This is a genomic window from Thalassotalea hakodatensis (assembly GCF_030295995.1).
Taxonomy (GTDB): domain Bacteria; phylum Pseudomonadota; class Gammaproteobacteria; order Enterobacterales; family Alteromonadaceae; genus Thalassotalea_C; species Thalassotalea_C hakodatensis.
Map to the genome: position 1 here is coordinate 636,057 of NZ_AP027365.1, position 22,540 is coordinate 658,596.

The 22,540-nt window shown below is 38.6% G+C and carries 23 protein-coding genes and 1 riboswitch; of the genes, 6 read left to right on the plus strand and 17 right to left on the minus strand.

What is annotated here, in order from left to right; translation table 11 throughout:
* Nucleotides 1-439 precede the first annotated feature (439 nt).
* Nucleotides 440-1,363: a GTP cyclohydrolase FolE2 gene (gene folE2 / locus QUE72_RS02700; RefSeq protein WP_074498606.1), complete on the minus strand. Its 924-nt coding sequence runs from the start codon at nt 1,361-1,363 to the stop codon at nt 440-442.
* A 275-nt stretch (nt 1,364-1,638) separates the two neighbouring features.
* Between folE2 and QUE72_RS02705 the strand changes: the two genes are divergently transcribed.
* Nucleotides 1,639-1,989 (plus strand): Hpt domain-containing protein, encoded by a 351-nt coding sequence (locus QUE72_RS02705; RefSeq protein WP_286271387.1) that lies wholly within the window; start codon nt 1,639-1,641, stop codon nt 1,987-1,989.
* 134 nt (nt 1,990-2,123) lie between these two features.
* Here the strand turns inward: QUE72_RS02705 and arcA are convergent, their stop codons facing one another.
* The 3 genes from arcA to QUE72_RS02720 all read right to left on the minus strand — a co-directional run bounded on the left by arcA (nt 2,124) and on the right by QUE72_RS02720 (nt 5,766).
* A complete protein-coding gene (arcA, locus tag QUE72_RS02710; RefSeq protein ID WP_286271389.1) occupies nt 2,124-2,825 on the minus strand; it encodes a two-component system response regulator ArcA in 702 nt (233 codons plus the stop codon).
* A gap of 190 nt (nt 2,826-3,015) precedes the next feature.
* Nucleotides 3,016-4,647 carry a sensor histidine kinase gene (locus QUE72_RS02715; RefSeq protein ID WP_286271391.1) on the minus strand — a complete coding sequence of 544 codons (1,632 nt, stop codon included), beginning with the start codon at nt 4,645-4,647 and terminating at the stop codon, nt 3,016-3,018.
* Between the two features lie 90 nt (nt 4,648-4,737).
* Nucleotides 4,738-5,766 (minus strand): methyltransferase, encoded by a 1,029-nt coding sequence (locus tag QUE72_RS02720; protein ID WP_286271393.1) that lies wholly within the window; start codon nt 5,764-5,766, stop codon nt 4,738-4,740.
* A 202-nt stretch (nt 5,767-5,968) separates the two neighbouring features.
* On the opposite strand from QUE72_RS02720, the gene QUE72_RS02725 reads away from it, so the two are divergent.
* A complete protein-coding gene (locus tag QUE72_RS02725) occupies nt 5,969-7,231 on the plus strand; it encodes a DsbA family protein (RefSeq protein WP_286271394.1) in 1,263 nt (420 codons plus the stop codon).
* 79 nt (nt 7,232-7,310) lie between these two features.
* Here QUE72_RS02725 and QUE72_RS02730 read toward each other — a convergent pair whose 3' ends face one another.
* A complete protein-coding gene (locus QUE72_RS02730; protein WP_286271395.1) occupies nt 7,311-8,195 on the minus strand; it encodes a hypothetical protein in 885 nt (294 codons plus the stop codon).
* 248 nt (nt 8,196-8,443) lie between these two features.
* A riboswitch (Lysine riboswitch) is annotated at nt 8,444-8,614 on the plus strand.
* A gap of 131 nt (nt 8,615-8,745) precedes the next feature.
* Here QUE72_RS02730 and QUE72_RS02735 point away from each other — a divergent pair.
* The 3 genes from QUE72_RS02735 to QUE72_RS02745 are packed head-to-tail and all read left to right on the plus strand — an operon-like array spanning nt 8,746 to nt 11,908.
* A complete protein-coding gene (locus QUE72_RS02735) occupies nt 8,746-9,495 on the plus strand; it encodes a 2,3,4,5-tetrahydropyridine-2,6-dicarboxylate N-succinyltransferase (protein WP_286271396.1) in 750 nt (249 codons plus the stop codon).
* Between the two features lie 11 nt (nt 9,496-9,506).
* On the plus strand, nt 9,507-10,763 hold the full coding sequence (locus QUE72_RS02740; protein ID WP_286271398.1) for a PLP-dependent decarboxylase: 1,257 nt from the start codon (nt 9,507-9,509) through the stop codon (nt 10,761-10,763).
* 17 nt (nt 10,764-10,780) lie between these two features.
* Complete coding sequence (locus tag QUE72_RS02745) at nt 10,781-11,908, plus strand: succinylglutamate desuccinylase/aspartoacylase family protein (protein ID WP_074498613.1); 1,128 nt, start codon at nt 10,781-10,783, stop codon at nt 11,906-11,908.
* Nucleotides 11,909-12,012: 104 nt separating this feature from the next.
* On the opposite strand, the gene yjgA is transcribed toward QUE72_RS02745, so the two are convergent.
* Nucleotides 12,013-12,531: a ribosome biogenesis factor YjgA gene (gene yjgA / locus QUE72_RS02750; protein ID WP_074498686.1), complete on the minus strand. Its 519-nt coding sequence runs from the start codon at nt 12,529-12,531 to the stop codon at nt 12,013-12,015.
* Nucleotides 12,532-12,631: 100 nt separating this feature from the next.
* On the opposite strand from yjgA, the gene pmbA reads away from it, so the two are divergent.
* On the plus strand, nt 12,632-13,975 hold the full coding sequence (pmbA, locus tag QUE72_RS02755) for a metalloprotease PmbA (protein ID WP_286271400.1): 1,344 nt from the start codon (nt 12,632-12,634) through the stop codon (nt 13,973-13,975).
* A gap of 54 nt (nt 13,976-14,029) precedes the next feature.
* On the opposite strand, the gene mgtE is transcribed toward pmbA, so the two are convergent.
* The 11 genes from mgtE to QUE72_RS02810 all read right to left on the minus strand — a co-directional run bounded on the left by mgtE (nt 14,030) and on the right by QUE72_RS02810 (nt 22,539).
* Nucleotides 14,030-15,388, minus strand: a complete 1,359-nt coding sequence (gene mgtE / locus QUE72_RS02760; RefSeq protein WP_074498615.1) for a magnesium transporter — start codon at nt 15,386-15,388, stop codon at nt 14,030-14,032.
* Between the two features lie 219 nt (nt 15,389-15,607).
* Nucleotides 15,608-15,883: an HPr family phosphocarrier protein gene (locus tag QUE72_RS02765; protein WP_286271403.1), complete on the minus strand. Its 276-nt coding sequence runs from the start codon at nt 15,881-15,883 to the stop codon at nt 15,608-15,610.
* Nucleotides 15,884-16,022: 139 nt separating this feature from the next.
* Entirely contained in the window at nt 16,023-16,877 is an 855-nt protein-coding gene (gene rapZ / locus QUE72_RS02770; protein WP_074498617.1) for an RNase adapter RapZ, read from the minus strand.
* A 15-nt stretch (nt 16,878-16,892) separates the two neighbouring features.
* Nucleotides 16,893-17,348, minus strand: coding sequence for a PTS IIA-like nitrogen regulatory protein PtsN (gene ptsN / locus QUE72_RS02775; protein WP_074498687.1), 456 nt, complete (start codon nt 17,346-17,348; stop codon nt 16,893-16,895).
* A 22-nt stretch (nt 17,349-17,370) separates the two neighbouring features.
* Complete coding sequence (gene hpf / locus QUE72_RS02780; protein WP_074498618.1) at nt 17,371-17,658, minus strand: ribosome hibernation promoting factor; 288 nt, start codon at nt 17,656-17,658, stop codon at nt 17,371-17,373.
* 24 nt (nt 17,659-17,682) lie between these two features.
* On the minus strand, nt 17,683-19,188 hold the full coding sequence (locus QUE72_RS02785) for an RNA polymerase factor sigma-54 (RefSeq protein WP_074498619.1): 1,506 nt from the start codon (nt 19,186-19,188) through the stop codon (nt 17,683-17,685).
* A gap of 56 nt (nt 19,189-19,244) precedes the next feature.
* Nucleotides 19,245-19,976 (minus strand): LPS export ABC transporter ATP-binding protein, encoded by a 732-nt coding sequence (gene lptB, locus QUE72_RS02790; RefSeq protein ID WP_074498620.1) that lies wholly within the window; start codon nt 19,974-19,976, stop codon nt 19,245-19,247.
* Complete coding sequence (gene lptA / locus QUE72_RS02795) at nt 19,973-20,497, minus strand: lipopolysaccharide transport periplasmic protein LptA (protein WP_286271408.1); 525 nt, start codon at nt 20,495-20,497, stop codon at nt 19,973-19,975. Before lptA ends, lptB begins: the two co-directional genes overlap by 4 nt.
* A complete protein-coding gene (gene lptC / locus QUE72_RS02800; RefSeq protein ID WP_074498622.1) occupies nt 20,463-21,029 on the minus strand; it encodes an LPS export ABC transporter periplasmic protein LptC in 567 nt (188 codons plus the stop codon). Before lptC ends, lptA begins: the two co-directional genes overlap by 35 nt.
* Nucleotides 21,026-21,574 carry a 3-deoxy-manno-octulosonate-8-phosphatase KdsC gene (kdsC, locus tag QUE72_RS02805; protein ID WP_286271410.1) on the minus strand — a complete coding sequence of 183 codons (549 nt, stop codon included), beginning with the start codon at nt 21,572-21,574 and terminating at the stop codon, nt 21,026-21,028. The genes lptC and kdsC overlap by 4 nt, the downstream gene beginning before the upstream one ends.
* On the minus strand, nt 21,574-22,539 hold the full coding sequence (locus tag QUE72_RS02810; protein ID WP_074498624.1) for a KpsF/GutQ family sugar-phosphate isomerase: 966 nt from the start codon (nt 22,537-22,539) through the stop codon (nt 21,574-21,576). Before QUE72_RS02810 ends, kdsC begins: the two co-directional genes overlap by 1 nt.
* Nucleotide 22,540 lies beyond the last annotated feature (1 nt).

A 22,540-nucleotide genomic window follows, 5' to 3' on the forward strand; every position in this document is an offset into this window, starting at 1 on the left:
AAAAAATTATTCACCTTAAACATTAAATAACTAACCTATAAAAAATTGCTATTAAAAAGTTGGTAAGTCGAATGGAATAATTAGGGACTATTGCGCTTTCGAGAGTAAATGTTGAACCCAAAGGGTAGCGTTTTTTGTCATTTATACGTCGTTATTGCTTTTTCATGGGAGTGCACAGAATAATCACACACTAATCGCAATGCCTTGTTTAAATATCAATAAACGGTGCAAAATAAACGCTAAAAATCAATAGGCCCTAGTGGAAATATTTAATTTATGTGTACAGGCAATATGTAGTAATCGTGTCTCAACAGTGAGTAGCAACTATGTGTGTCAGATAATCCTTAGTCAGTATTAACGCTGCGTGTCTTTTTAGCGGAAAATAGATAAAAAAATAGCAGGAATTGTTCCTGCTATTATAAGAACGTATGCTTGAATATTAAGGTTGGTAGCCGCCTGCTATACCTTTCGTCGTAATACTTACTGCATCATGGGCATGTAATGATTCAAGGTGGTTTATCTTTAACCAAAAGTCTTCAAACGCAGGTACTTGATTCATTGCAAATTGCAATTTACGTGCAGCATCTTCGCAGAACATTAAATTTTGACCGTTTAATCTAGCAAATTCTTGTTCATCTTCACGTTTCACTGCAGCTTGAACTGGGGTTTTTAACGCACCTTCTGTTAAATCTACAATGTCTTTAATTGGAAATTCAGTTAAGTTTTCACTAAGGCTTACTTTAATCTCTGCTACTGAGCGTTGGCTATGAGGTGTTGCAACAATACCTTCTGTTGTACCTAGCCATTGATGAACATCATCGAGGTTTACGCTTTCTTCGTTAAATGATTCTTTAAATGCACGTTGGATCAGTTGGCGAGCTAATGCTGCTGAACAAGGGCAAGTTGATGAATAACGCACATCAACATGAAGCTCTATGCTTAGCTTACCTTGGTTTAATCTACCGGTAATTGTAACAGGATAGGCTTTCCAGCCTTGTTTACCGCTAATGAGCGACTTTCTTCTTAAATGGTAATCGAAGCGAAAAACCACTTTAGCATTATCGCTAAGCTCTTGATGACTACTGATAAAACCATCAAGCAGGGTAACTAAGCTTTGATAGTTTAATTCATTACTTGTGGAGAGCTCATCAAGCAACAAATATAAGCGAGACATATGAATGCCTTTAGCTTGTGGTTCTTTTAAGTTAACAAACGCATCAACAAACGCAGAAACCATTCTAGGAGACTCATCTTTTGAAGATAACATAATAGGCATTTCAATATTGCTCATTCCCACCCAATCTAGTGTTCCTTCGGTTTGGGCAGTAGTATGATTTGCAATATCAGGCATTAAGGTAGACATGGAGACTCCGGTAATAGGGTGTTATATAAAGGGCTAGGCTTCCCCTAACTTCAGTTATAACAGGGTTAATGCATTTAAGCGTTTTTAGTAATGTTAACGCCTAGTTTTAAAGGGCGAGTATTTTGAATGAATTCATCGGTAAAAGCAATATTAAGCTGGTATATGCTATATCGGCCAACTGTCAGAAAATATATCCAGAAAGTAATATTGGAGCAGATTAATGACAAAATGAATTTGCCTGTTACAATGAATATCAACCGTACGTAGATAAATGAATGTTTAATAATATGAAACAGTTAGATACTGAGCTGCTTGTTGGTTATATTGATAACCTTGGCGTAGATGTTGTGAGGCAGATGTTAGCGTTATACATTGAACAATCTCAAATCTATTTAGATGATATAGCAGAAACAGTTGAGAATGAAAACCAGTCAGGTTGGCAAGAAGCATGTCATAAAATGAAAGGTGCTGCAGGTAGTGTTGGTTTATCTGTTGTACACCAGCAATTAGTACAGGTAGAAAAATCGACGGATGAGTGGCCACGCAAACGTGAGTATTTGGCCTTATTGAAACATGAGAATCAGTTATCAATTATAACATTTGAAACGTGGCTAGATTCTCAGTAACTTATTGCAGCCATTACTTATTTGATTGCATATGGCAAGTTGAGTTATTTGCGTATATTAAAAAGGTTAGCATTACTAACCTTTTATAAACTGAGCTTTATGTTGTATTGTGTTGGTATAAAGAAAATTGTTAATTATTCTACTTTACCGACGAATCGATAGCCTTCGCCATGAATGGTATTAATTAACTCAACTTGTTTATCTACTGACTCAAAGTGCTTTCTTAATCGACGGATGGTTACATCAACTGTTCTATCGTTTGAGCGTAAGTCTCGTCCGGTCATTTCTTTAATTAATTGTTGGCGGGTAACGATTTGGCCAGCATTGGCAATCAATAACCGTAATGCTCTATATTCACCGCGCGGAATTGAAATAATATCACCATTAGGTGCGGTCATTTGTCGAGAATTACCATCAAGTGTCCACTGATTGAATTTAACAATGGCATTATCAGTATCATTTTTTCCTTGCGTGATACGATTTAATATATTGCGCGCTCGAATGGTTAACTCTCTAGGGTTAAATGGTTTAGTCAGGTAGTCGTCTGCGCCAATTTCTAACCCTAAAATTTTATCGATATCACTATCGCGGCCGGTAAGAAAAATAAGTCCTAGGTCGCTATTGGTGGTTAATTCTCTTGCCAAAAGTAGCCCGTTTTTTCCTGGTAAATTTATATCCATAATTACCAGGTTAATGGTATTATTTTTTAATTGCTGCTCCATCGCTTCGCCGTTTATTGCTTCTGAAACAATGTAACCTTCTGCTTCGAATAAGTTGCGTAAATTAAATCGAGTAACTTCTTCGTCTTCTACAATAAGTATATGAGGTTTTTGCATGCGTTTTTCCAAAATAAATACAGTAATACGTAATCTAGTTTTTGTCTGTTAGTACAATTATAACGAATTTAAGTGTTATTGTTTATCGTTACATCTTAATAACAATTTTATACACCCTAATATAAAATAACAAATATTCCAATGGCTAAAATCTAACCAGTGTTAATAAAGTGTTAAGCTACATACTTGGTTAAAGTAGCTGTTCACTGATAGGGAACTGAATTTCAAACTTTGTACCTTGTTCGGGGTTGCTTTCTAGCTTAATACTCCCCCCGAGTGCTTGTGTTACCAAGTTATATACGAGATGTAGCCCTAAGCCGCTACCTCCCTCACCGCGTTTTGTTGTGGTGAAAGGTTCAAAAACCTTATCTTTAATCTCACTGGCAATACCTTGCCCATCATCTTGATACACCATATGAAGCGTTTCGCTATGTTGAGCAATTGACAAGGTAATATTACCATTTTCTTGACCATCAAAACCATGAGTAATTGAATTTAGAATTAAATTTATTAGCACTTGGTTAATGGGGCCTGGTTTACTCACAACAGTGAGTTCTTCAGGACAGTGGAAAGTAATATTGTATGGTGAGTTTTTAATTTGTGGTGCTAAGGTTAGCATCATTTCATTAAGCAAATCATTGAAGTTAAATTGTCTAAATTCTTCACTTGACTGATCAACAGCCACCTTTTTAAAACTAGAAATAAGCTCAGCAGCGCGTTTTAAATTGCGATATATAATTCCTACGTTTTCTTCGCCTTCGGTAAGAAACTTCTTAAGTTGACTTGATTTTAAGGATTTATCTTCAAAGGATGCTTTAATATCTGTCAGCCTATCGGAAAGCAACGTAGAAGCTGTAACACCTAAGCCTATAGGTGTATTTACCTCATGAGCAACTCCCGCGACCATATCACCTAAAGATGCCATTTTTTCACTTTCTACCAGTTGGTCTTGGAACTGGTGTAATTTTTCTAAGGTAGATAATAACTCTTGGTTCGATTCTTTTAATGCGTCAGTTCGCTTGGTGACCTTGTCCTCTAATTCAATATTTAATTCTAGACTTTGCTTTTCTGCTAAACCTAATTGTGTGATATGCCGTTCAGTGCGGTTTAAGAAGTTATTGATATTCATGGCTAAAATTTCTGCTTCTCTATAAGGTAAGCTTGAAATTCGTAAACTATAATCTTTTGATTGTGTGATTTTTAAAATATCGGTACTTAACGTTCTTAATGGCGTCACTATGTAATATTCCAGTCGATAACTGACAAAAAAGACACAACAAAAAAGTAGTAGAATCAGCAAAACAAAAATAATAATAATATGGGTATCGAACGACAAACCTTGTTGGGTATCTAGTTCAATATACACATAGCCTAGCTTTTGATCTTGTAGAGCAACAGGGGTAACAAACTTAACTACATCACCTTCTTTGACGGGAGTTAGATAACGGTTCTTTTCTTGTGTCGTAATTTTTTCGCCAATAGTTTTAGCACTTTTTAAGTAATCGTAACCTGCGAAATAATTGAAATTGTCTGTGGTATGTTCTAATGCGTAAACATCAATTTTTTGTATCGCTTCATTGGCAGAAAAAAGTTGTAATTTATCTTCTAAGGCAAATTTGTCACCACTGCGTAAATCATCTGATGCCAGCTGAACAACATAGTTAGCCCATTGGATAGTATTTTTTTCTAATTGATGTTCAGATTCATTTAAGAAAGTTTTTGCCATGTAGGCGCAAGCGAGTAAAACAAATAGCGACACAAACCCCACAATGCTGATCAGAATTGCGCGACGTATTGATTTTATGTCTCTATGAACTGGCATTAGAATAATATAGTTTATTTACCGTTAGCTTGATAATTGTTGATATCAAGCTAAATTGCAACTCAAATCTGTAAATTTCAATTACTTATCTTATTTTCTAGCTGAATACACAGTAAAGCCATGTTTGGTAGCTGCTGTGGATACCTTTTTAAAATATGACGCCATAATTGGCTGATATTTCAAAAAACTATTGGCTACAACGGTTAATGTGCCGTTAGGTTTTATGTATTTATGGATACCCGCTAGAAAGCTTTCTGTTGCGGCGTAGTGTGTTTTGATTCCTTGGTGGAATGGCGGATTTGTGACAACATGATCGTATTGTGCTTTTATTGACGATAAACTATTCGTTGCAATCAAGTTACCAGATAGCTTGTTTATTTTAAGTGTTTTTTCAGCCGATGCTAAGGCTAATGCGCTCACATCAGCAAGTTCAATAGTGATATGTTGATTTGTTTTCGCTAAATACGTTGCAATAACACCTGCACCTGTACCGAAGTCAAGCACATGGCCTGATAGGTTATTTGACAGGTATTCAAATAAAACGCTTGTGCCTTTATCAAGACCGCCTTGACTGAAAACACCGGGTAAAGCCGCTATTACGCATTGTTCACCATTAATGGTTAAATCGTAATATTGAAACCAATCTTCAAGGTTAAAAGTGGGCAATTTATTTAAGGTTAATTCATACAAAACACAGTGCCGAGCAGAATCAATTTTATCAAGGGTGTTGTGATAACCTTGAGTCAACTTGCTTATTGATTTTATACCGCTTTTATTTTCTCCAACTATTAATATTCTTGCATTTTCTGACAAGTTTGCACTGAGCATTGCCAACGTAAACGTGAGTTCTTTTTTACTCTTAGGAAAGGTCATTATCACTAAGTCATGTAACGTTTTACTTTGATATTGACTATGAAAAATGGCGTTACTTTTTACGGTATTGTCTCTAAATAGGTAAGCATCATATTGCGTATCGTAAAATGTTATCTCATCAGCAGATGAAATTTGCTGCAAATGATTAGCAAAGTTATCTTGTGGCATGTTCACTAATAAAGGTGACGAAGCGATGAGTAAATCATCATGACGGGCTAACACTTGGCTAAGGTTGGTTAAAAACATTGATTGCTCAGTACAAATTGAATTCTACGCAGACAGAAAAGTACGTAAATTTGTGTCATAATAAGGCAGTATTCTACCTTATTATCTTGATGGTACCAAGGTTTAGCCTTACATTGTAAGGTGTAATTACTAGGAGTAAGTTATTGATATATGGTTGAAGCAAATACAAGCTTGGTGGTTTAGAAGCAACCTTTACAAGCGCATGCAAAATGCGAAATATTTTTTATTGCCATCATTGTTTAATAAAAAGCCTTGTATTGAAGTATATGTCGCGCTAAAAGATCCTCATAGCTATATGCTTATACAAGCGCTTATTCATATTGAACAACGTTATGAGGTAGACATAACATTATACCTTGTTTATGAATCTTTACCGGGGATAAACGTGTATCCCAAGCTTATGCGTCAGTGGGTGCTAACTGACGCTAATGTTATTGCACATCGCTATGGTTTAAAGGCAATTACCGTTGCGCCCAATGACTCTCAATTATTAACAGGTCAGCAGTATTGGCAGCTATCAGTGAAAAATGTTGTCGATGCTGAAAAGCTTTTTACCACTACTTGGCAAGGCTCATTTGAATATTACTGTCAAACATCAACTCCGGTGATTAATTTTCAAATTAAAAATCAGCGTAGACTTGTTAATAAGGGACATTATTTAGCGGCCACCTGTTTTTTTGCTGGAGAATGGTTTTTAGGCGTGGATAGGTTAAAATATTTAGAGCAGCGATTACTGAGCCTAGGGTTGATAAAAAAAGACAGCGAACCGTATTTTCAGCATGAATTTAACGATGAACACTTCACTGATCTGACTGTACCAATAATTAAAGATAGAACTGTTGACGTTTATTTATCATTAAATTGCCCTTATTCGTATATCGGGTTTGTTAAAGCGGTTCGTTTGGCAACAAAGCATCAATTAACATTATCGATTAAACCAATTATACCGATTGAAAAACGTGGCTTCAAAATTCCTGTTAATAAACAAAAATATATGTATATCGATGCTTATCGTGAAGCGAAAGCAGCCGATATAGCATTTTCAAATACTATTACTTGGTTTGATCAACACGTAGTGTGTTGTTACCAAATTTTTTCTTATGCAGCAGCGCAGGGGAAAGCCATTGATTATGTTAGCGCGGTTTTTAACGCTTTATTTGTTGAGTCTATTAACCTGAATGATAAGCATGCAATGAAGAGAATGTGTCAGCAATTACAGATTGATCATGCTGAAGCGCTAGCCTACCAACAACAACATGATTGGCAAGTGTGGGCTGAACAACATGTCAAAGAATTAGCTGAATTAGGTTTATGGGGAACTCCTTGTTTTAGATATCAAAGCACAAGTTGCTGGGGACAAGATAGATTCTTTTTAATCGAACAAGCTATTTCGCAACCCCCGGAAGTGAACAGTGAATATAGTGAAGAAGGTTATCCGGTTAAGGTTAATGTAAAAAGGCTTTAGTAATTTTAGGTTTGCTACTGAGGTAAAGGATTTAAATTTAAACAGACCTAGTGTATTTTTGTTGTTAAATGTACGCAAATTAAGCTAATAGTGTTTCGGTCACTTCAGTATCGCGAGCCATCCATAGCCTATCGTTGAATTTATCAAAAATTGAAAGATATCTTTTATTAAGGTCTCCGATGACTTTTTTTGGCGTTAACGCTATTTCGCTTTCTTTTTCTCCTGTTATTGAATAAAACTCAAGCTTGAAAGGCGCTGAATGCGTTTTAACTAATAAATGTGCACAATCAGTTGAAAACTGGCTAACACCCTTTGAAACCTCAGAAATGATGTTTTCGTTGCCATCTATTAACGAGCAAAGCTCTGATCTATCGCTAGGGTTGTCCATATGCATTTTGAAGTACTCACATCGGTGAAATAAAATGGTATTATTCACGTAAGCAACAGAGCAATCTGAGATATGCGAAGATTGAGATTTTTTCATTGAGTAAATAAAAGGATCATGAGTCGCATATTTATCATGAAGGTAAACCTTGGTGAAATAACTACTTTTAAATTTATAGAAATAATCTTCTAAGGGAAAAAGTAGCTCGTTATCTGCGATTTTGATTGCAGTTTTCAATGGACCTGTTTCATGTTGGTTATCTTCGGGAAAAGGCGATTTAAATGGGTATTTCTTAAATATTTTATTGTTAAAGTCATATTCAATGACGCTATGATCAAGAACACAGCCAAATCCAGAATCAGTTTTATAAAGCGCCCCCCTGTAGTTGAAATGATCAAATTTCATTCTAGGGATTTCATAATCAAGTACTTCAAAATGTCCTGACTTCAATATTAGGAACCTTCCGCTACAGTGAGCATGAGAACCTAAAACGACACAAATTTCATTGGGTAATGAAATGCATCCATGGACAAAATAAGGCAAGTTATATTTGTTCAGTACTTTTGTTTTTAAAGCCATATGAAATATTTATAAAAAGTTATTAACTATCAGTTGGTTAATATTAATAGCACATTAAAAAGGGTAAGTTAAGTAGGTGGATTAACTTCTATGTCCGAAGGTGCTTTAACCAAATAGCGTGTTGAACAATATTGTCAGATAAAGAAGACTTTCATTACGTAAAGGGTTGGTGGTTGCGAGATATTAGAATAAATGTTCTAATATGGAGTCCCTTTTATCGTAGGTGGGTTTCACCGGCCTACGCAAATAGGGCCAGAAGAGGCGCGTTTACTAGGTAGTTAATGGGAAGAGATCAAACTCTTATGAACATTAACCAGGGAGTATAACGCCGAGATAAATATATATTTGATGATGTATTTGTCGGTTGTTCAGGCTGAATCCTGGCAACTGTCACCGTAAGGTGGAGAGCTTCTGGCCTTTGTCAGGTTTAGCTACTTCTCTTACGTAGTTATTCGTCTGCAAAGCCTTCAGCTCTCCATTTAATTTACACGTTATCGCGTGGCATTTCTGCCGCGCTTTTTGAACTGTTAGTTTTTGGAGAATTTACCTAGTGAGTTGGCAACACACCTTAGAACAATTAGAAGCAGGCACCATTAGAGCGGCTAATAAAGATGAGCATGGTACATGGCATGCAAATGTCGCGGCTAAAGAAGCGATATTAGCGGCTTTCAAAGCTGGAGAAAATACAGCATTTACGGGGCCATACCAAGGATTTGTTGATAAACATAATCTACCCGCCAGAGAAATGACCGTTGCTGACGGTGTGCGCCTTGTACCGGGCGGCTCTTCTATACGTCGAGGTGCACATGTTTCACCTGGCGTAATTGTTATGCCACCAGCTTATATCAATGTGGGGGCATTTGTTGACGAAGGTACCATGGTAGACAGTCACGCTTTGATTGGCTCATGTGCGCAAATTGGTAAAAATGTGCATGTGTCTGCCGCGGTACAAATTGGTGGTGTATTAGAGCCTATTGGTGCGAGCCCTGTAATTGTTGAAGATGACGCATTTCTTGGGGCGGGTGTTGTCGTTGTTGAAGGTATCGTGATCCGCAAAGGGGCAGTGCTTGCTCCGGGCGTAACACTTTCTGCTTCTGTGCCTGTTTACGATTGTGTTAACCATGTGCAACTAGCTAAAGGTGCTGATATTCCTGAACGTGCGGTTGTGGTGCCCGGCACTCGACCGGTATCAGGTTTATGGGCTAATGAAAATGGGTTGAACATGGCTTGTGCGCTGATTGTTAAATATCGTGATGAACAAAGTGATGCTTCATTAACGCTTGAATCAGTACTTCGATAACAGGAGAAAATATGCAGCACTCAACGGGTGAGCAACTAACCAATAACTGGTATCAACAGTTTCAAAAAAGTGAAGGTCTACAACAGGCATTAAGTCATCATGTTAGTGATAATGTCGATGAACTTGCTTACTTTGTTTACGACTTAAATGCATTAAAAAGTCATTTATCTTCCTTACAGCAACAAGATGTAGTGAAACTTTGGTATGCAGTAAAGGCAAACCCTTTATCACGTATTATTCAAACGGTTGATCAAGCAGGGATTCAGTTTGACGTTGCCAGTAGCGGTGAACTACAGCAAGTGCTTGACCAAAATGTGAGTGCTAATCGAATACTCAATACTGGCCCTGCTAAATCGCGCGCTCAACTTGCCGAGTTTCTAGCCAAAGGGGTCAACACGTTTGTTGTTGAAAGTCCTAATCAGCTGAAGTGGTTGAATGAGCTAGCAAATGAGCAGTCGGTAACGCCTGATGTGCTGTTACGAGTACAGTTACAATGGCCTGATGGTGAGAAAAATCCGTTAGGTGGTAACCAAATAACGCCGTTTGGTATGTCATTAGACGCGTGGAAAAGCCATCATGTATCTTTGTATCCGCACCTGAATATATGTGGTCTACATATTTTTCAGTGGGGTAACATGTTGTCGAATAAAACAATGTATGCCCTATGGCAGCAAATGATAGAGCCTTTAGTGTCGCTTGCTAAAACCCTTGGTATGTCGTTAAAAATACTCGATTTAGGTGGTGGTTTAGGGATTGATTACCATGAGCACGGACAACAGTTACATTGGCCAGATATTATTGCCGATCTGGCGAAAATTAAGCAACAGGCAAATGTTGCCGAGCTATGGCTAGAACTTGGTAGATATGCTGTAGCTAATTGTGGTTACTATGTGACCTCAGTGGTTGATAAAAAGGTTAATTTTGACCAACAGCAATTAGTGCTAGCGGCAGGGATTAACCATTTGTTGCGACCGGGGATAACCGAGCAGCCTTTTCCTGTTCGGCTTTTACGTGATTCCTCGCAAAAAAATACGCTATTCGATTTACATGGTCCGTTATGTACCAGTATGGATAAGCTTGGTAACTTACCGTTACCAACGGATGTAGATATAGATGACCGCTTATTATTTGGTTATGTAGGCGCATATGGTTTTACTGAGAGTATGCCATTCTTTTTATGCCATCAAACCGCTGCAGAATATGTTTATTGTGAGCAAGAGCTATCTCTTGTACGTGCAGCAAAGCCTGCGCAGTGGTATCTAGCATAATAATAAAAGAGACGATAATGACAAATTTTACAAAAGACGTGATGCATGTAGGTGAAATGGCCAGTGGCGCAGCACTAACGGTTCCAGTGTATCGACTTAAAGGTGATTCAACAGCGCCGAGTGTATATATTCAGGCGAACATGCACGGTGCAGAAGTACAAGGTAACGCGGTAATTTTCCAATTGCTGGAGTTATTAAGGAATACGCACGTTAAGGGTGATATTACCCTGGTACCGTATGCTAACCCTGTTGGTTGCAACCATAAAAATGGTGAATATACACTAGGTAGGTTTGATCCTATCACCGGCGTTAATTGGAATAGAATGTATCATTTTTCGCCTGAAATGATAAAGCCGTTTGTCCGTGAGAGTATTGGTAAAGACGATAAAACCATTGAGGCGAACTTTAAAGCATTAATGATCCAAAGTATTGAACAAAAACTTAATCACAATATTTTTGGTTTAACGACTGGGCAACGAATCGCTTATCAGCTGCAGCGCTTAGCACACCAAGCAGACCTTGTGCTTGACTTGCATACTGGGCCAATATCTAGCAAACACTTATATTGCCCAGAATACGCAAAAGAAAGCGCTAAACACTTTGATATTCCGCATACCTTGTTGATCCCAAATCAATTTGACGGCGCATTAGATGAAGCAACCTTTTGCCCCTGGTGGCATCTACAAGAAGCTTTCGCAGAGTTAGGTATTAACTTTTCGATTAGCTCTGCTTCATTGAATAAAGAAAGCTTTACCGTTGAACTTGGCTCACAAGAACAAATTGATTTAGATGTGGCTTTAGAAGATGCGCAAAGTATTTTGAGTTACTTACAGTATAAAGGCGTCATTGATGCGCCAGAATACCAAGCAAAACAAATGACTCGTTATGCATGTATGTTAAAAGACTATAAAGCCTATTATTCACCCATGGGCGGAATGGTAGATTATTTGGCTGAATTCGGACAACCTTTGCCTGCTGGCGAGCCGTTAGCAAGAATATTAAGAATGGATAACTATGGTGATGGTGATCCTCTGCATTATTTATCTTTGGATCAAGAAGTTATTCCTATTTTGCACTTTGCATCAGCAAGTGTTAACCAGGGCACTGAACTTTATAAAGTGTTTACTAAGTATTTTACCTTGTAAGTGAAAAATTTAATCAAATAATACTTTGTTTACACCAATAACTCAGTCGCGTGTTATTGGTGTAACCTGCTTTTACTTAATGTTAGCCATAGCGTTTATGGGTATTATTCTTCCGCGTGTTCTTTGATGTAAGCAAAGAGATCTCGATATGATTTACCCGGTTTTTCAGCGTTATGCTCTTTAGCTGCTTGGCGGACAAGTTGCCTTAATTTTTGTCGTTCCATTGCTGGGTATTGTTTAAGCATGGCTTCAATTTTATCGTTACCTTGAGTAATAAGGTCATCACGCAATTGTTCTAAACGTAAATGACGTGAGGTGTCTTGCTGATGTTTATTCGCCATTATATCTAATGCTTGATTCACATCTGTTAAATCAGTTTCAAGTAACACTTTACTCATAAACCTGACATGACGGCGTAATGCTTCAGGCTTATTTTTAATTTTGTCAGCGAGCGCTAACGCTTCAAGAATTTCTTCAGGAAAGGGCACTTTCGCGCGCTGTGCTTTGGAAAGCTTAACCAATTTCATGGCAAAGTCTTGCATAGCGTGCATTTCACGTTTTATTTCGGTTTTACTTTTATAATCTTCATCGAATTCATCGATATCGTGTTCGTACTGAGGCATAATAACGCTATCATTAAAAATTTTAAGCATTATACAACAAGCGCGAACTCGCCTCTAGCAGTGAGAGCGTTTGCTTGCAACAAAAGAGCTATATTGACGAATGACCGATATAAAAACAATCCCTGAACAAATGACAGATGTTAAACAAACCGTCGCAGACGCCTTAGCCTTAGCGAAAACACTAGGTGCAGATGGTGCTGAAGTGTCGATGAGCAGACAACAAGGTTTGAGTGTAACAACAAGACTAGGCGATGTTGAAACGGTTGAATTTACCAGTGACGGTGCTTTAGGAATAACGGTTTACCAGCAAGGAAGAAAGGGGAGTGCTTCAACCGCTGATTTATCGCAAGATGCGTTGAATCAAACAGTGCAAGCTGCAGTCAATATTGCTAAATATACGTCAGTGGATGAAAGTTCTGGGCTGGCAGATAAAGCGTTATTGGCAATGCAGCCGAAAGACTTAGATTTATACCACCCTAAAGTATTAACAACGGAAGAAGCGATTGATTTAGCCAATTCCTGTGAACAAGCTGCATTAAGTGCCGATGACAAGATCACTAACTCAGATGGCGCCACTTTGGCTTGTTTTGAGGGTTTTAAAGTTTATGGTAATAGTCATGGTCAGATTGTGGGATACCCAAGTACCCGTCATAGTTTAAGTTGTGTCGTGATAGCCGCAGATAATGACGAAATGCAACGAGATTATGCTTATAGTGTCAGTCGTGAATTTTCACAATTAAATGCTCCGGAAGCTATCGGTAAAGAAGCGGCCAATGAAGTGCTTGCGCGTCTTAATGCACAAAAACTACCGACGGCTAAGGTGCCTGTTATGTTTCGTGCAGATATTGCTAACACCTTTTGGGGACACTTTATTGCCGCTATTAGCGGCGGTAATTTATATCGTAAATCATCATTTTTATTAGATGCATTGGGCGAGCAAATCTTTCCTTCGTTTTTAACGATAGAAGAAAAACCACATATTTTAAAAGGTTTAGCCAGCAGCGCATTTGATAGCGAAGGTGTAACCACGAATGATCGGGAAATTATCAAAAACGGTGATTTAGCCACCTATTTATTAACCAGTTATTCTGCGAGAAAATTAGGCATGACAACAACAGGGCATGCTGGTGGTATTCATAACTGGCAGGTCAGTGCCAATGGTGGTGATTTTGACGCAATGTTAAAAACCTTAGGCACAGGTTTATTAGTGACAGAATTAATGGGCCAAGGTGTTAATGTTGTTAACGGCGATTATTCAAGAGGAGCAGCAGGTTTTTGGGTTGAAAATGGTGAAATTGCTTTTCCTGTTTCTGAAGTCACGATTGCAGGCAACCTACAAGACATGTTTAAAAATTTAGTGGCTGTTGGTAACGATTACGACCTAAAAGGCGCTATTAAAACCGGTTCAATTATTATTGATCAAATGCAAGTCGCTGGAAATTAACAGTGCTTAGTTGAGTGCCGCAATCTAGCAATTGCGGTGAGCAGCTGATTTGAATTAACCCAGCAGTAATGCTGCTGTACCTAAGAAGGCAAAAATGCCCACTACGTCAGTAATGGTTGTTAATATCACGCTTCCTGCTAATGCAGGATCAATATTCATTCGTTTGAGCATAAGTGGGATAGTAACCCCTGCTATCCCAGCTGCAGTCATATTCATTAACATAGCAAAAGCAATAATACCGGCGAGTATTATGTCTTGTTTCCAAATACCTACTACCGCGGCAATTAAAATTGCCCAAATAATGCCATTCAAAAAGCCAACGGCTAACTCTTTCATTAACAATACGCGGGAGTTTGAATCACCAACGTGGCCAAGTGCGATACCGCGGATCACTAGTGTTAGCGTTTGATTGCCTGCAACACCGCCCATGCTAGGAACGAGTGTGTTTAAAATGGCGAGAATGGTTAATTGGCTTAAAATATCTTCAAACATGTTAGACACAACAACGGCAAAAATAGCGGTTATTAAGTTAACACCTAGCCATATAGAGCGGCGTTGAGTACTTTTTAATATAGGCGCAAACGTATCCGCTTCATCATCAAGACCCGCCATACTCATCATAGAGTGCTCGGCTTCTTCACGGATGATATCGACAATATCATCTACAGTAATCCGACCTAATAAACGACCGTTATCATCAATCACCGGGGCAGAGAACCAATCATAACGTTCAAAGAGTTGCGCAACTTCTGTTTCGGGCATTTCAACATTTACGGCTTCAATATCCGCATGAATTAACGTTGAAATAGACTCTTCTGGCTTTGCGGTAACGATAGCTGCAAGTGATACAGCACCAATAAATTTATCATTACGGTCAACGACATAAAAAGAATCGGTGGCGACAGGTAATTCGCCCTTTAAACGTAAATACCTGAGTACAACATCCACGGTTACGTCAGGACGTATCGTGATGGTATCGGTATTCATGATACCACCAGCGGTATCTTCTTCGTATGAAAGTGCTTGTTCTACACGGCTTCGATCTTGCGAATCCATTGAATTTAGCACTTCGTTATAGACAGTATCTGGTAGTGTTCTTAACACCTCTGCAAGATCATCAACATCCATACCTTCAGCAACTTCTGCTAACTTTTCTGGACGGATATTTTTTAAGATGCCTTTACGTACTTCTTCACTTAACTCTTCTAATACTTCGCCATGATGATCAGGATCGATAAGTTGCCATAAAATAGTACGACTTTTATTTGGGGACGACTCAAGCAGTAGAGCGAGATCATAAGCGGGCATGTTTTGTAGTAGTTTGCGGACATAAACAAACATACCGCTGCCAAGCGCTTCATTGACTTGTTGTAGGCGTTGTTGGCTTTGTTCTTGTTCTGACACTTCCGGCATCATGCTACCCTTTGCCGTTTTCACGAAATTTGAATGCTAAAAATGAAACAGATGGGTGATGTTCTTAGAACGTCACCAAGGCATCTACTATATTTGGTATTATAGTCTATCTCAACTGGTTGGTTTTAGCAGCTTTTTTCTTATTGTAAATGTGAACACTACATTGGCATAAAGGGGCGTTTTTCGTGTACGTTTATAATATCACCAAAGGCGAACACATTATTCTTCTTCATCGAACTTGTTAGAAAATAGTTGGTGTACTTCATCTAATGCACGCTTAGCGTCAGGGCCCTCAGTATGAACAATCACTGTTTTACCCTGGCTACCGGCAAGTAACATTAAACCCATTATGCTACTGGCATCAACTTGCTTACCCTCTAACTCAATCATTACCGTTGCTTTAAATTGTTGAGTTAATTGCGCTAACTTAGTGGCAGGTCGAGCGTGTATCCCTAATTTGTTGCTGATTATGATTGAGCGAGAAAAGTGAGCCATATGTTTAACCTTATCCCTTAAGTTGACGTGCTGTTAGTGTAAAGGTAATTTATTCAAAGCTGCTACGTTTTTACCGTTGTATTCATTCAATTACTTACTACGTTATTATGATGAAAAATACTTGCCAGACAAAGGTCTATTATGTGCTGGGTAATTTAAGATCGCGGTGACGAGCTTGTACATCTTTACGCTCTTTCTTTAAGTTAGATGCTAACAATTCGGCAATATATACAGAGCGATGCTTACCACCAGTGCAGCCAATAGCGATAGTAATATAACTACGATTATTCCGTTCTAAATGCGGTAACCAAGTCATCATAAAGCTGTTTATCTGCCAGATAAACTTGGTCACAATTGGTTGGCTGGCGAGAAAGTCTTTTACTGGTTGCTCTAACCCAGTAAACGGCTTTAATTCTTTTTCCCAAAAAGGGTTGGGTAAAAAGCGCGCGTCAAAGACAAAATCTGCATCTTTTGGTAGCCCGTGTTTAAAACCAAATGATTCAAACACTACTACCATGGAACCACTTTTTTTGCCCAATACTCGCTCGCGTATCAAGTCTGCAAGTTGATGTGGTGTTAACTGACTAGTATTTATATATAAATTGGCGCGAGCAGCAATGGGTTCAAGTAATTTCTTTTCTAAAGTCATCGCTTGGTCGAGTGCGATGTTCTGGCGAATGAGCGGATGCAAACGACGTGTTTCGCTAAACCGTCTAATAAGATCGCCGTCATCAGCGTCTAAATACACAATAGAAAGCTCTACTGCACTAGGTAAATAATCGAGTATTTCTGGTACATCTGTTGGTTCAGCAGGTAAGTTCCTAACGTCTAGGCTTACAGCAACTGTTTCGTAGTCATTAATAACCGTATGGGTCAATGCCGGTAATAAATTTACAGGAATATTATCTACACAATAATAACCTAAATCTTCTAACACGCGCAAAGCGACTGTTTTACCTGAGCCGGAGCGGCCACTTACTATCGTAAGTTTCATTGATGAAATCCTAGGTTATTGGGCAGTAGATTTTAGTAATTGAAATAATTCGTGGTTGTTGTCGCATTTGCGTACTTGCTTACACACGCTTTTATCGCTGAATACTTTGGCAATACTTTGTAGCGTTGATAAATGTTGTTGGCACTTAGCTTCCGGTACAAATAAGGCGATAAAAATATCTACAGGCCGATTATCAATGGCGTCAAATTCTATCGGGGTTTCTGCTGTAGCGATAACAATCATGACTTTATCTGTTGATGTTAGCCGACCGTGTGGAATAGCAATACCATTACCGATACCGGTAGAGCCCATTTTCTCTCTTAACATTAAGCTTTCAAGTAAATTATAAGTGGTGACTTGATCGTTGGTATCAGCAGCTTTACTGCATAAAAGTTCAAGAATACGTTTTTTGCTGGTAGCTTGGACTGCACACAGTGTGCAGTCCTCTTTGATGATATCGATAAAATTCATAGTGGATTTTGTGATCAACAAACTAATGTTGATTAATTTTTCCCTTGTATTTGAGGATCTGTTTATCGAGCTTATTGACGAGTGAATCTATTGATGTGTACATATCATTATTTTCCGCTTTAGCATGCACTTCAGTGCCACTTAGGTGTACGGTTGCTTCAGCAATTTGACTCAGTTTCTCAACCGTTAACACAACATAAACATTGTTAATGTGATCGAAGTGCCGCTCTAGCTTTGCAAACTTTTTATTGACGCTATCGCGCATAGGTTCAGTAATTTCAACATGATGTCCGGCAAGGTTAATTTGCATAAGCGTTATCCTTTTACTAGAGAGTTAAAGTAAACTTTTACGTTGGTTAGACGGTGGAATATTTAACGATTCTCGATATTTAGCAATCGTCCGTCTAGCAACATTGATACCCTGTTCAGCCAATAGTTCTGCCATTTTGCTATCACTCAGTGGCTTAGCAGGCACTTCTGCAGCAACGAGCTTTTTAATTAAAGCGCGAATCGCTGTTGAAGAACATTCTCCGCCATTTTCTGTACTTACATGACTAGAGAAAAAATATTTAAGTTCAAAAATACCACGCGGTGTATGCATGTATTTTTGCGTGGTCACTCGTGAAATGGTCGATTCATGCATGTCTACAGCTTCAGCAATGTCGTTTAACACCATTGGACGCATGGCTTCTGGGCCGTGTTCAAAGAATCCTTGTTGACGTTGCACAATACAGTTAGACACTTTTAATAAGGTGTCGTTTCGACTTTCTAAACTTTTGATAAACCATTTAGCTTCTTGTAAGTTTGATCGAATAAACTGACTGTCATTCGTGTTTTTCATCGAGCGAGCCATTGAAGCGTATTGTTGATTTACTGAAAGCCTTGGTGCAGTATCTGGGTTTAATTCTACGATCCAACGACCATTTTTCTTTTCGACTGATACATCAGGTACCACATATTGATCTTCACCTTGGATCACAGAATCACCAGGGCGAGGATCTAAAGATTGAATTAAGCGGATCACTTCACGTAATTGATCTTCTTTGAGTTTTGCTTTCCGCATGATTTGTCGATAATCACGGTTACCGAGTAAATCAATGTACTCATTGATCACGAGTTTACTTTCATTTAACCATGGTGTGTCTTTATCAAATTGGTTCAGTTGAATAGTTAAGCATTCAGCAATTGATCGAGCACCTACGCCTACGGGGTCAAAAACATTAATTCGCTTTAATACTGCTTCGACTTCATCAAGTTCAACGTCTTCAACACCAACTGATTCTAAAATTTCTTCTGTGGTGACGCGTAAATAGCCAGCATCGTCAATGGCGTCGATGATTGCCATGGCTATAGCTTCGTCTGTTTCACTGAACGGGGTTAGCTTCATTTGCCAGCGTAGGTGATCTTGGATGGAATCGGTGGTTTCGCCTTGGTAAACGTAATCGTCAGAGATAGGTGCTGCGCCGGTATTTGATACGCCAGCACTGTAACTTTCATCCCATGTTGTATCGATATTCAGTTCTTCAGGGATATCTGATTTATCCATTGCTTCGGTGGTACTAATTTCGTCTACCGTTGGGGTAGAGTCTTCTGAACCATCGTTATTGTTTGGTTTCTCGTCATTAGTGTTTGCGGAAAAAGCTTCTTCTAAACGATCAGGTTGGTTGTCTTCTACAGACGATGATGATTCGTCAACCTCAAGCAAAGGGTTGCTTTCTAGTGCTTCTTGAATTTCTTGTTGTAAATCCAACGTGGACAACTGCAATAACTTGATCGCCTGCTGGAGTTGCGGCGTCATTGTGAGTTGTTGTCCGATACGTAGTTGCAGACTTGGGCGCATTAATTACTTCTTATCCTTTCAAGTAAATCTTATATTTTTGCTAAAGCATATTATAACTATAACGTGAATTGTTCACCAAGATATACATCTCTGACTTGTTGATTCGCTAGGATTTGATCTGCATCACCTTGGGCAATGAGTTCGCCATGGCTTACAATGTAAGCATGTTCACACACATCAAGTGTTTCTCTAACGTTATGATCGGTTATTAATATGCCGATGCCTTTATTTTTTAAGTGTAGAATAATTTTTTTTATATCACCTACAGAAATTGGATCAACACCCGCAAAAGGCTCATCTAACAGAATAAACTTAGGGTCAGCTGCTAGTGCTCTGGCAATTTCTACTCGACGACGTTCACCACCAGATAAACTCATACCTAAATTTTCGGTAATATGTCCAATGTTAAATTCTTCTACTAAATGTTCTAGTTTTTCTTCTCGTTCTATTTCTGTTAGTTCTTTTCTCGTTTGTAAAATCGCCATAATATTTTCATATACAGTCAATTTTCGAAAAATAGACGCTTCTTGTGGAAGATAGCCAATACCTCTGCGTGCTCGTTCGTGCATTGGTAGCAAAGTGATATCTTCGTCATTTAACGTAATGCTGCCGTTATCTTGGGTAACCAAGCCTACTATCATATAAAATGAGGTGGTTTTTCCTGCACCATTTGGCCCTAACAAACCAACGATTTGGCCAGCATTTACTTCTAAGCCAACATTTTTAACTACCATACGCCCTTTATAGGATTTAGCCAAGTGAGTAGCATTTAATTTCGCATTGTTCATGGATTTTTTTCTTCTAATTGCTTTGGCTGTAATACGGTTTTAACGCGTTGATCATTCTCGCTTTTAGCAAGTACTTGTTCAGTTAAGAAATTATAGGTAATCACACTACCGTTTACTTTACTGCCTTCTTGACGTAATTCGGCATTACCGGAAATGGTCACTGTGTTTTTGGCTGGCTCATATTTTATTTCATCAGCTTGTAGGTAAATGTGTGTTCCATCTTCTAGCGTTTGTTTAAACGTGGCGGGTTTACCTTGGGCAATATAAGTTTTTGTATCCGTTTCTGTTGCCGTAATAACTTGAACAAGATCAGCGTTGATCACTAATGAACCTTGCTTAATTACAACATTGTCAATATAACTGAAAATTTTATTTTTAAGATCAGCAGCTTGTCGAGAAGCATCAATGCTAATTTCTTGCTGTAAGTCAATTTTGGCAGCGTTAACATTGAACACAGTGCTAACACTCATGCTTAATAATAAAAGACTAATGTGCAGACGGTTGATAAATAGTTTGTTCATGTTGTGTGAGTGTTACCTGTTTCGTGTTTAAGTCTATTATTAACCCTGTGCCTTGCATAGCAAAATCAACACCTTTTATTTCTATGCGATTTTCTGAGCTAATAATATTGGTATTTAAATCGAGTTCTAAATACTTTCCATGAATTTCTCTAATTAAACTTTTTTCATCCGTTGAAATTAATAATACGTTGTTTTCGAGTTTGACTCGATTGCTATTGTAAAGTGTGCCTTCATTAGCGCTTATTTTCCAAGGAACATCACTATCTTTTGGGTATAAGGTATATTTAGGGTACTCAAAGTATGTGACTGCTAATTCGTTGTAATGTTCCATTCGCCTTGCATCAATGCGATAGGTTAAGCTTCCTAGTAACGAAAAAGCCTCACTTTTAAGTGATTCGGCGATAAAGTCAGGCGTGATGTTATTCTCAACCACTTCAATGTCTTCTTTTTTCGTGTGATGCCATTCAAGCACACTGTATGCCGCAATAGCAAAAGCAAAAAATAAAAACGATAATACCTGAGTTCGGCTCATATACTTGCGCCTGTGGCATTGTGTAATGTGTTTTGACTTTGCATGAATAAGTCACAGGTTTCCCTAACTGCACCAAAGCCACCACGAGTAAACGTAGTATAGTCAGCGATAGACAGAATGCTTGGGTGCGCGTCACTCACCGCAATGCTTAAACCAACATGTTGCATACATTCATAGTCAGGCATATCATCACCTATATAGGCAACTTGTTTTGGCGTTAAGCTAAGATCTGCGATCATAGCCTTTAACGTTGGAAGTTTATTTTCTTGGCCTTGCACAATATGTTTGACCGTTAATGCTGTCATGCGGGTTTGAACAATATTTGATTGCCTCCCTGTGATCACGGCAACGTCAACCCCGCTGGCGCTAAGTGCTTTAATGCCATAACCATCTTTAGTGTGAAATGCTTTAAGCTCTTCACCATCATTACCGAGATAAATTCGTCCATCTGAAAACACACCATCAATATCACAGACAAAAAGTTTTATCTTTTTCGCTTTGTTGTATACCTCAGAGGTTACTTCACCGTATAAGGTTGAAATCATTACAGTACCCCTGAGGTTAGTAAATCATGCATATTCATTGCACCTATGGGTTTATTATGCTCATCAACGATAATTAAACCATTAATTTTTTTGTCTTCCATGATTTTTAATGCCTCTGCCGCAAGCATACTTTGTGGCGCTGTTGTCGGTGTTTTTGTCATTACCGAAGAAATATTATCTTGATGAATATCTATTTTAGCATCGAGTATTCTACGTAAGTCACCGTCAGTAAACAAACCAACAAGTGCGTGCTCTTGGTTAGTGATGGCAGTCATACCTAGCCCTTTCAACGACATTTCGACGAGGGCATCTTTAACTTTTGCGTGTTGATCAACAACTGGAAGTCGTTCTCCAGTGTGCATGATATCTTGTAGCCTTAATAATAAACGTTTGCCTAAACTGCCACCTGGGTGCGATAAGGCAAAATCATCGGCAGTAAATCCACGGGCATTTAACAATGCCACCGCCATCGCATCGCCAATCACAAGTGTTGCTGTTGTGCTAGAGGTTGGCGCCAAGCCAAGTGGACAAGCTTCTTGGGACACTTTATTACAAACATGAGTATCACTGAGTTTGGCTAACGTTGAATTCGGGTTACTACTCATGGCAATGAGCTTTGCACCAATACGTTTTATCACGGGTAAAATTGATAATACTTCACCGGTTTCACCTGAATTTGAAATAGCGAGTACAATATCCTCAGGGGTGATCATACCTAAGTCACCATGGCTTGCCTCTCCCGGGTGAACAAAAAATGCAGGGGTTCCTGTACTGGCAAATGTTGCGGCAATCTTTCCGCCTATATGGCCTGATTTACCCATACCAATAACGATTACACGGCCTTTAGTTTCTAACATTAATTGGCACGCTGTTTCAAAATTAACATCAATAAATTGTGTTAATTCGATAATTGATTGCGCTTCAATATTGATAACGTCTCTGGCTATTTTGCTAAAATTATTCATA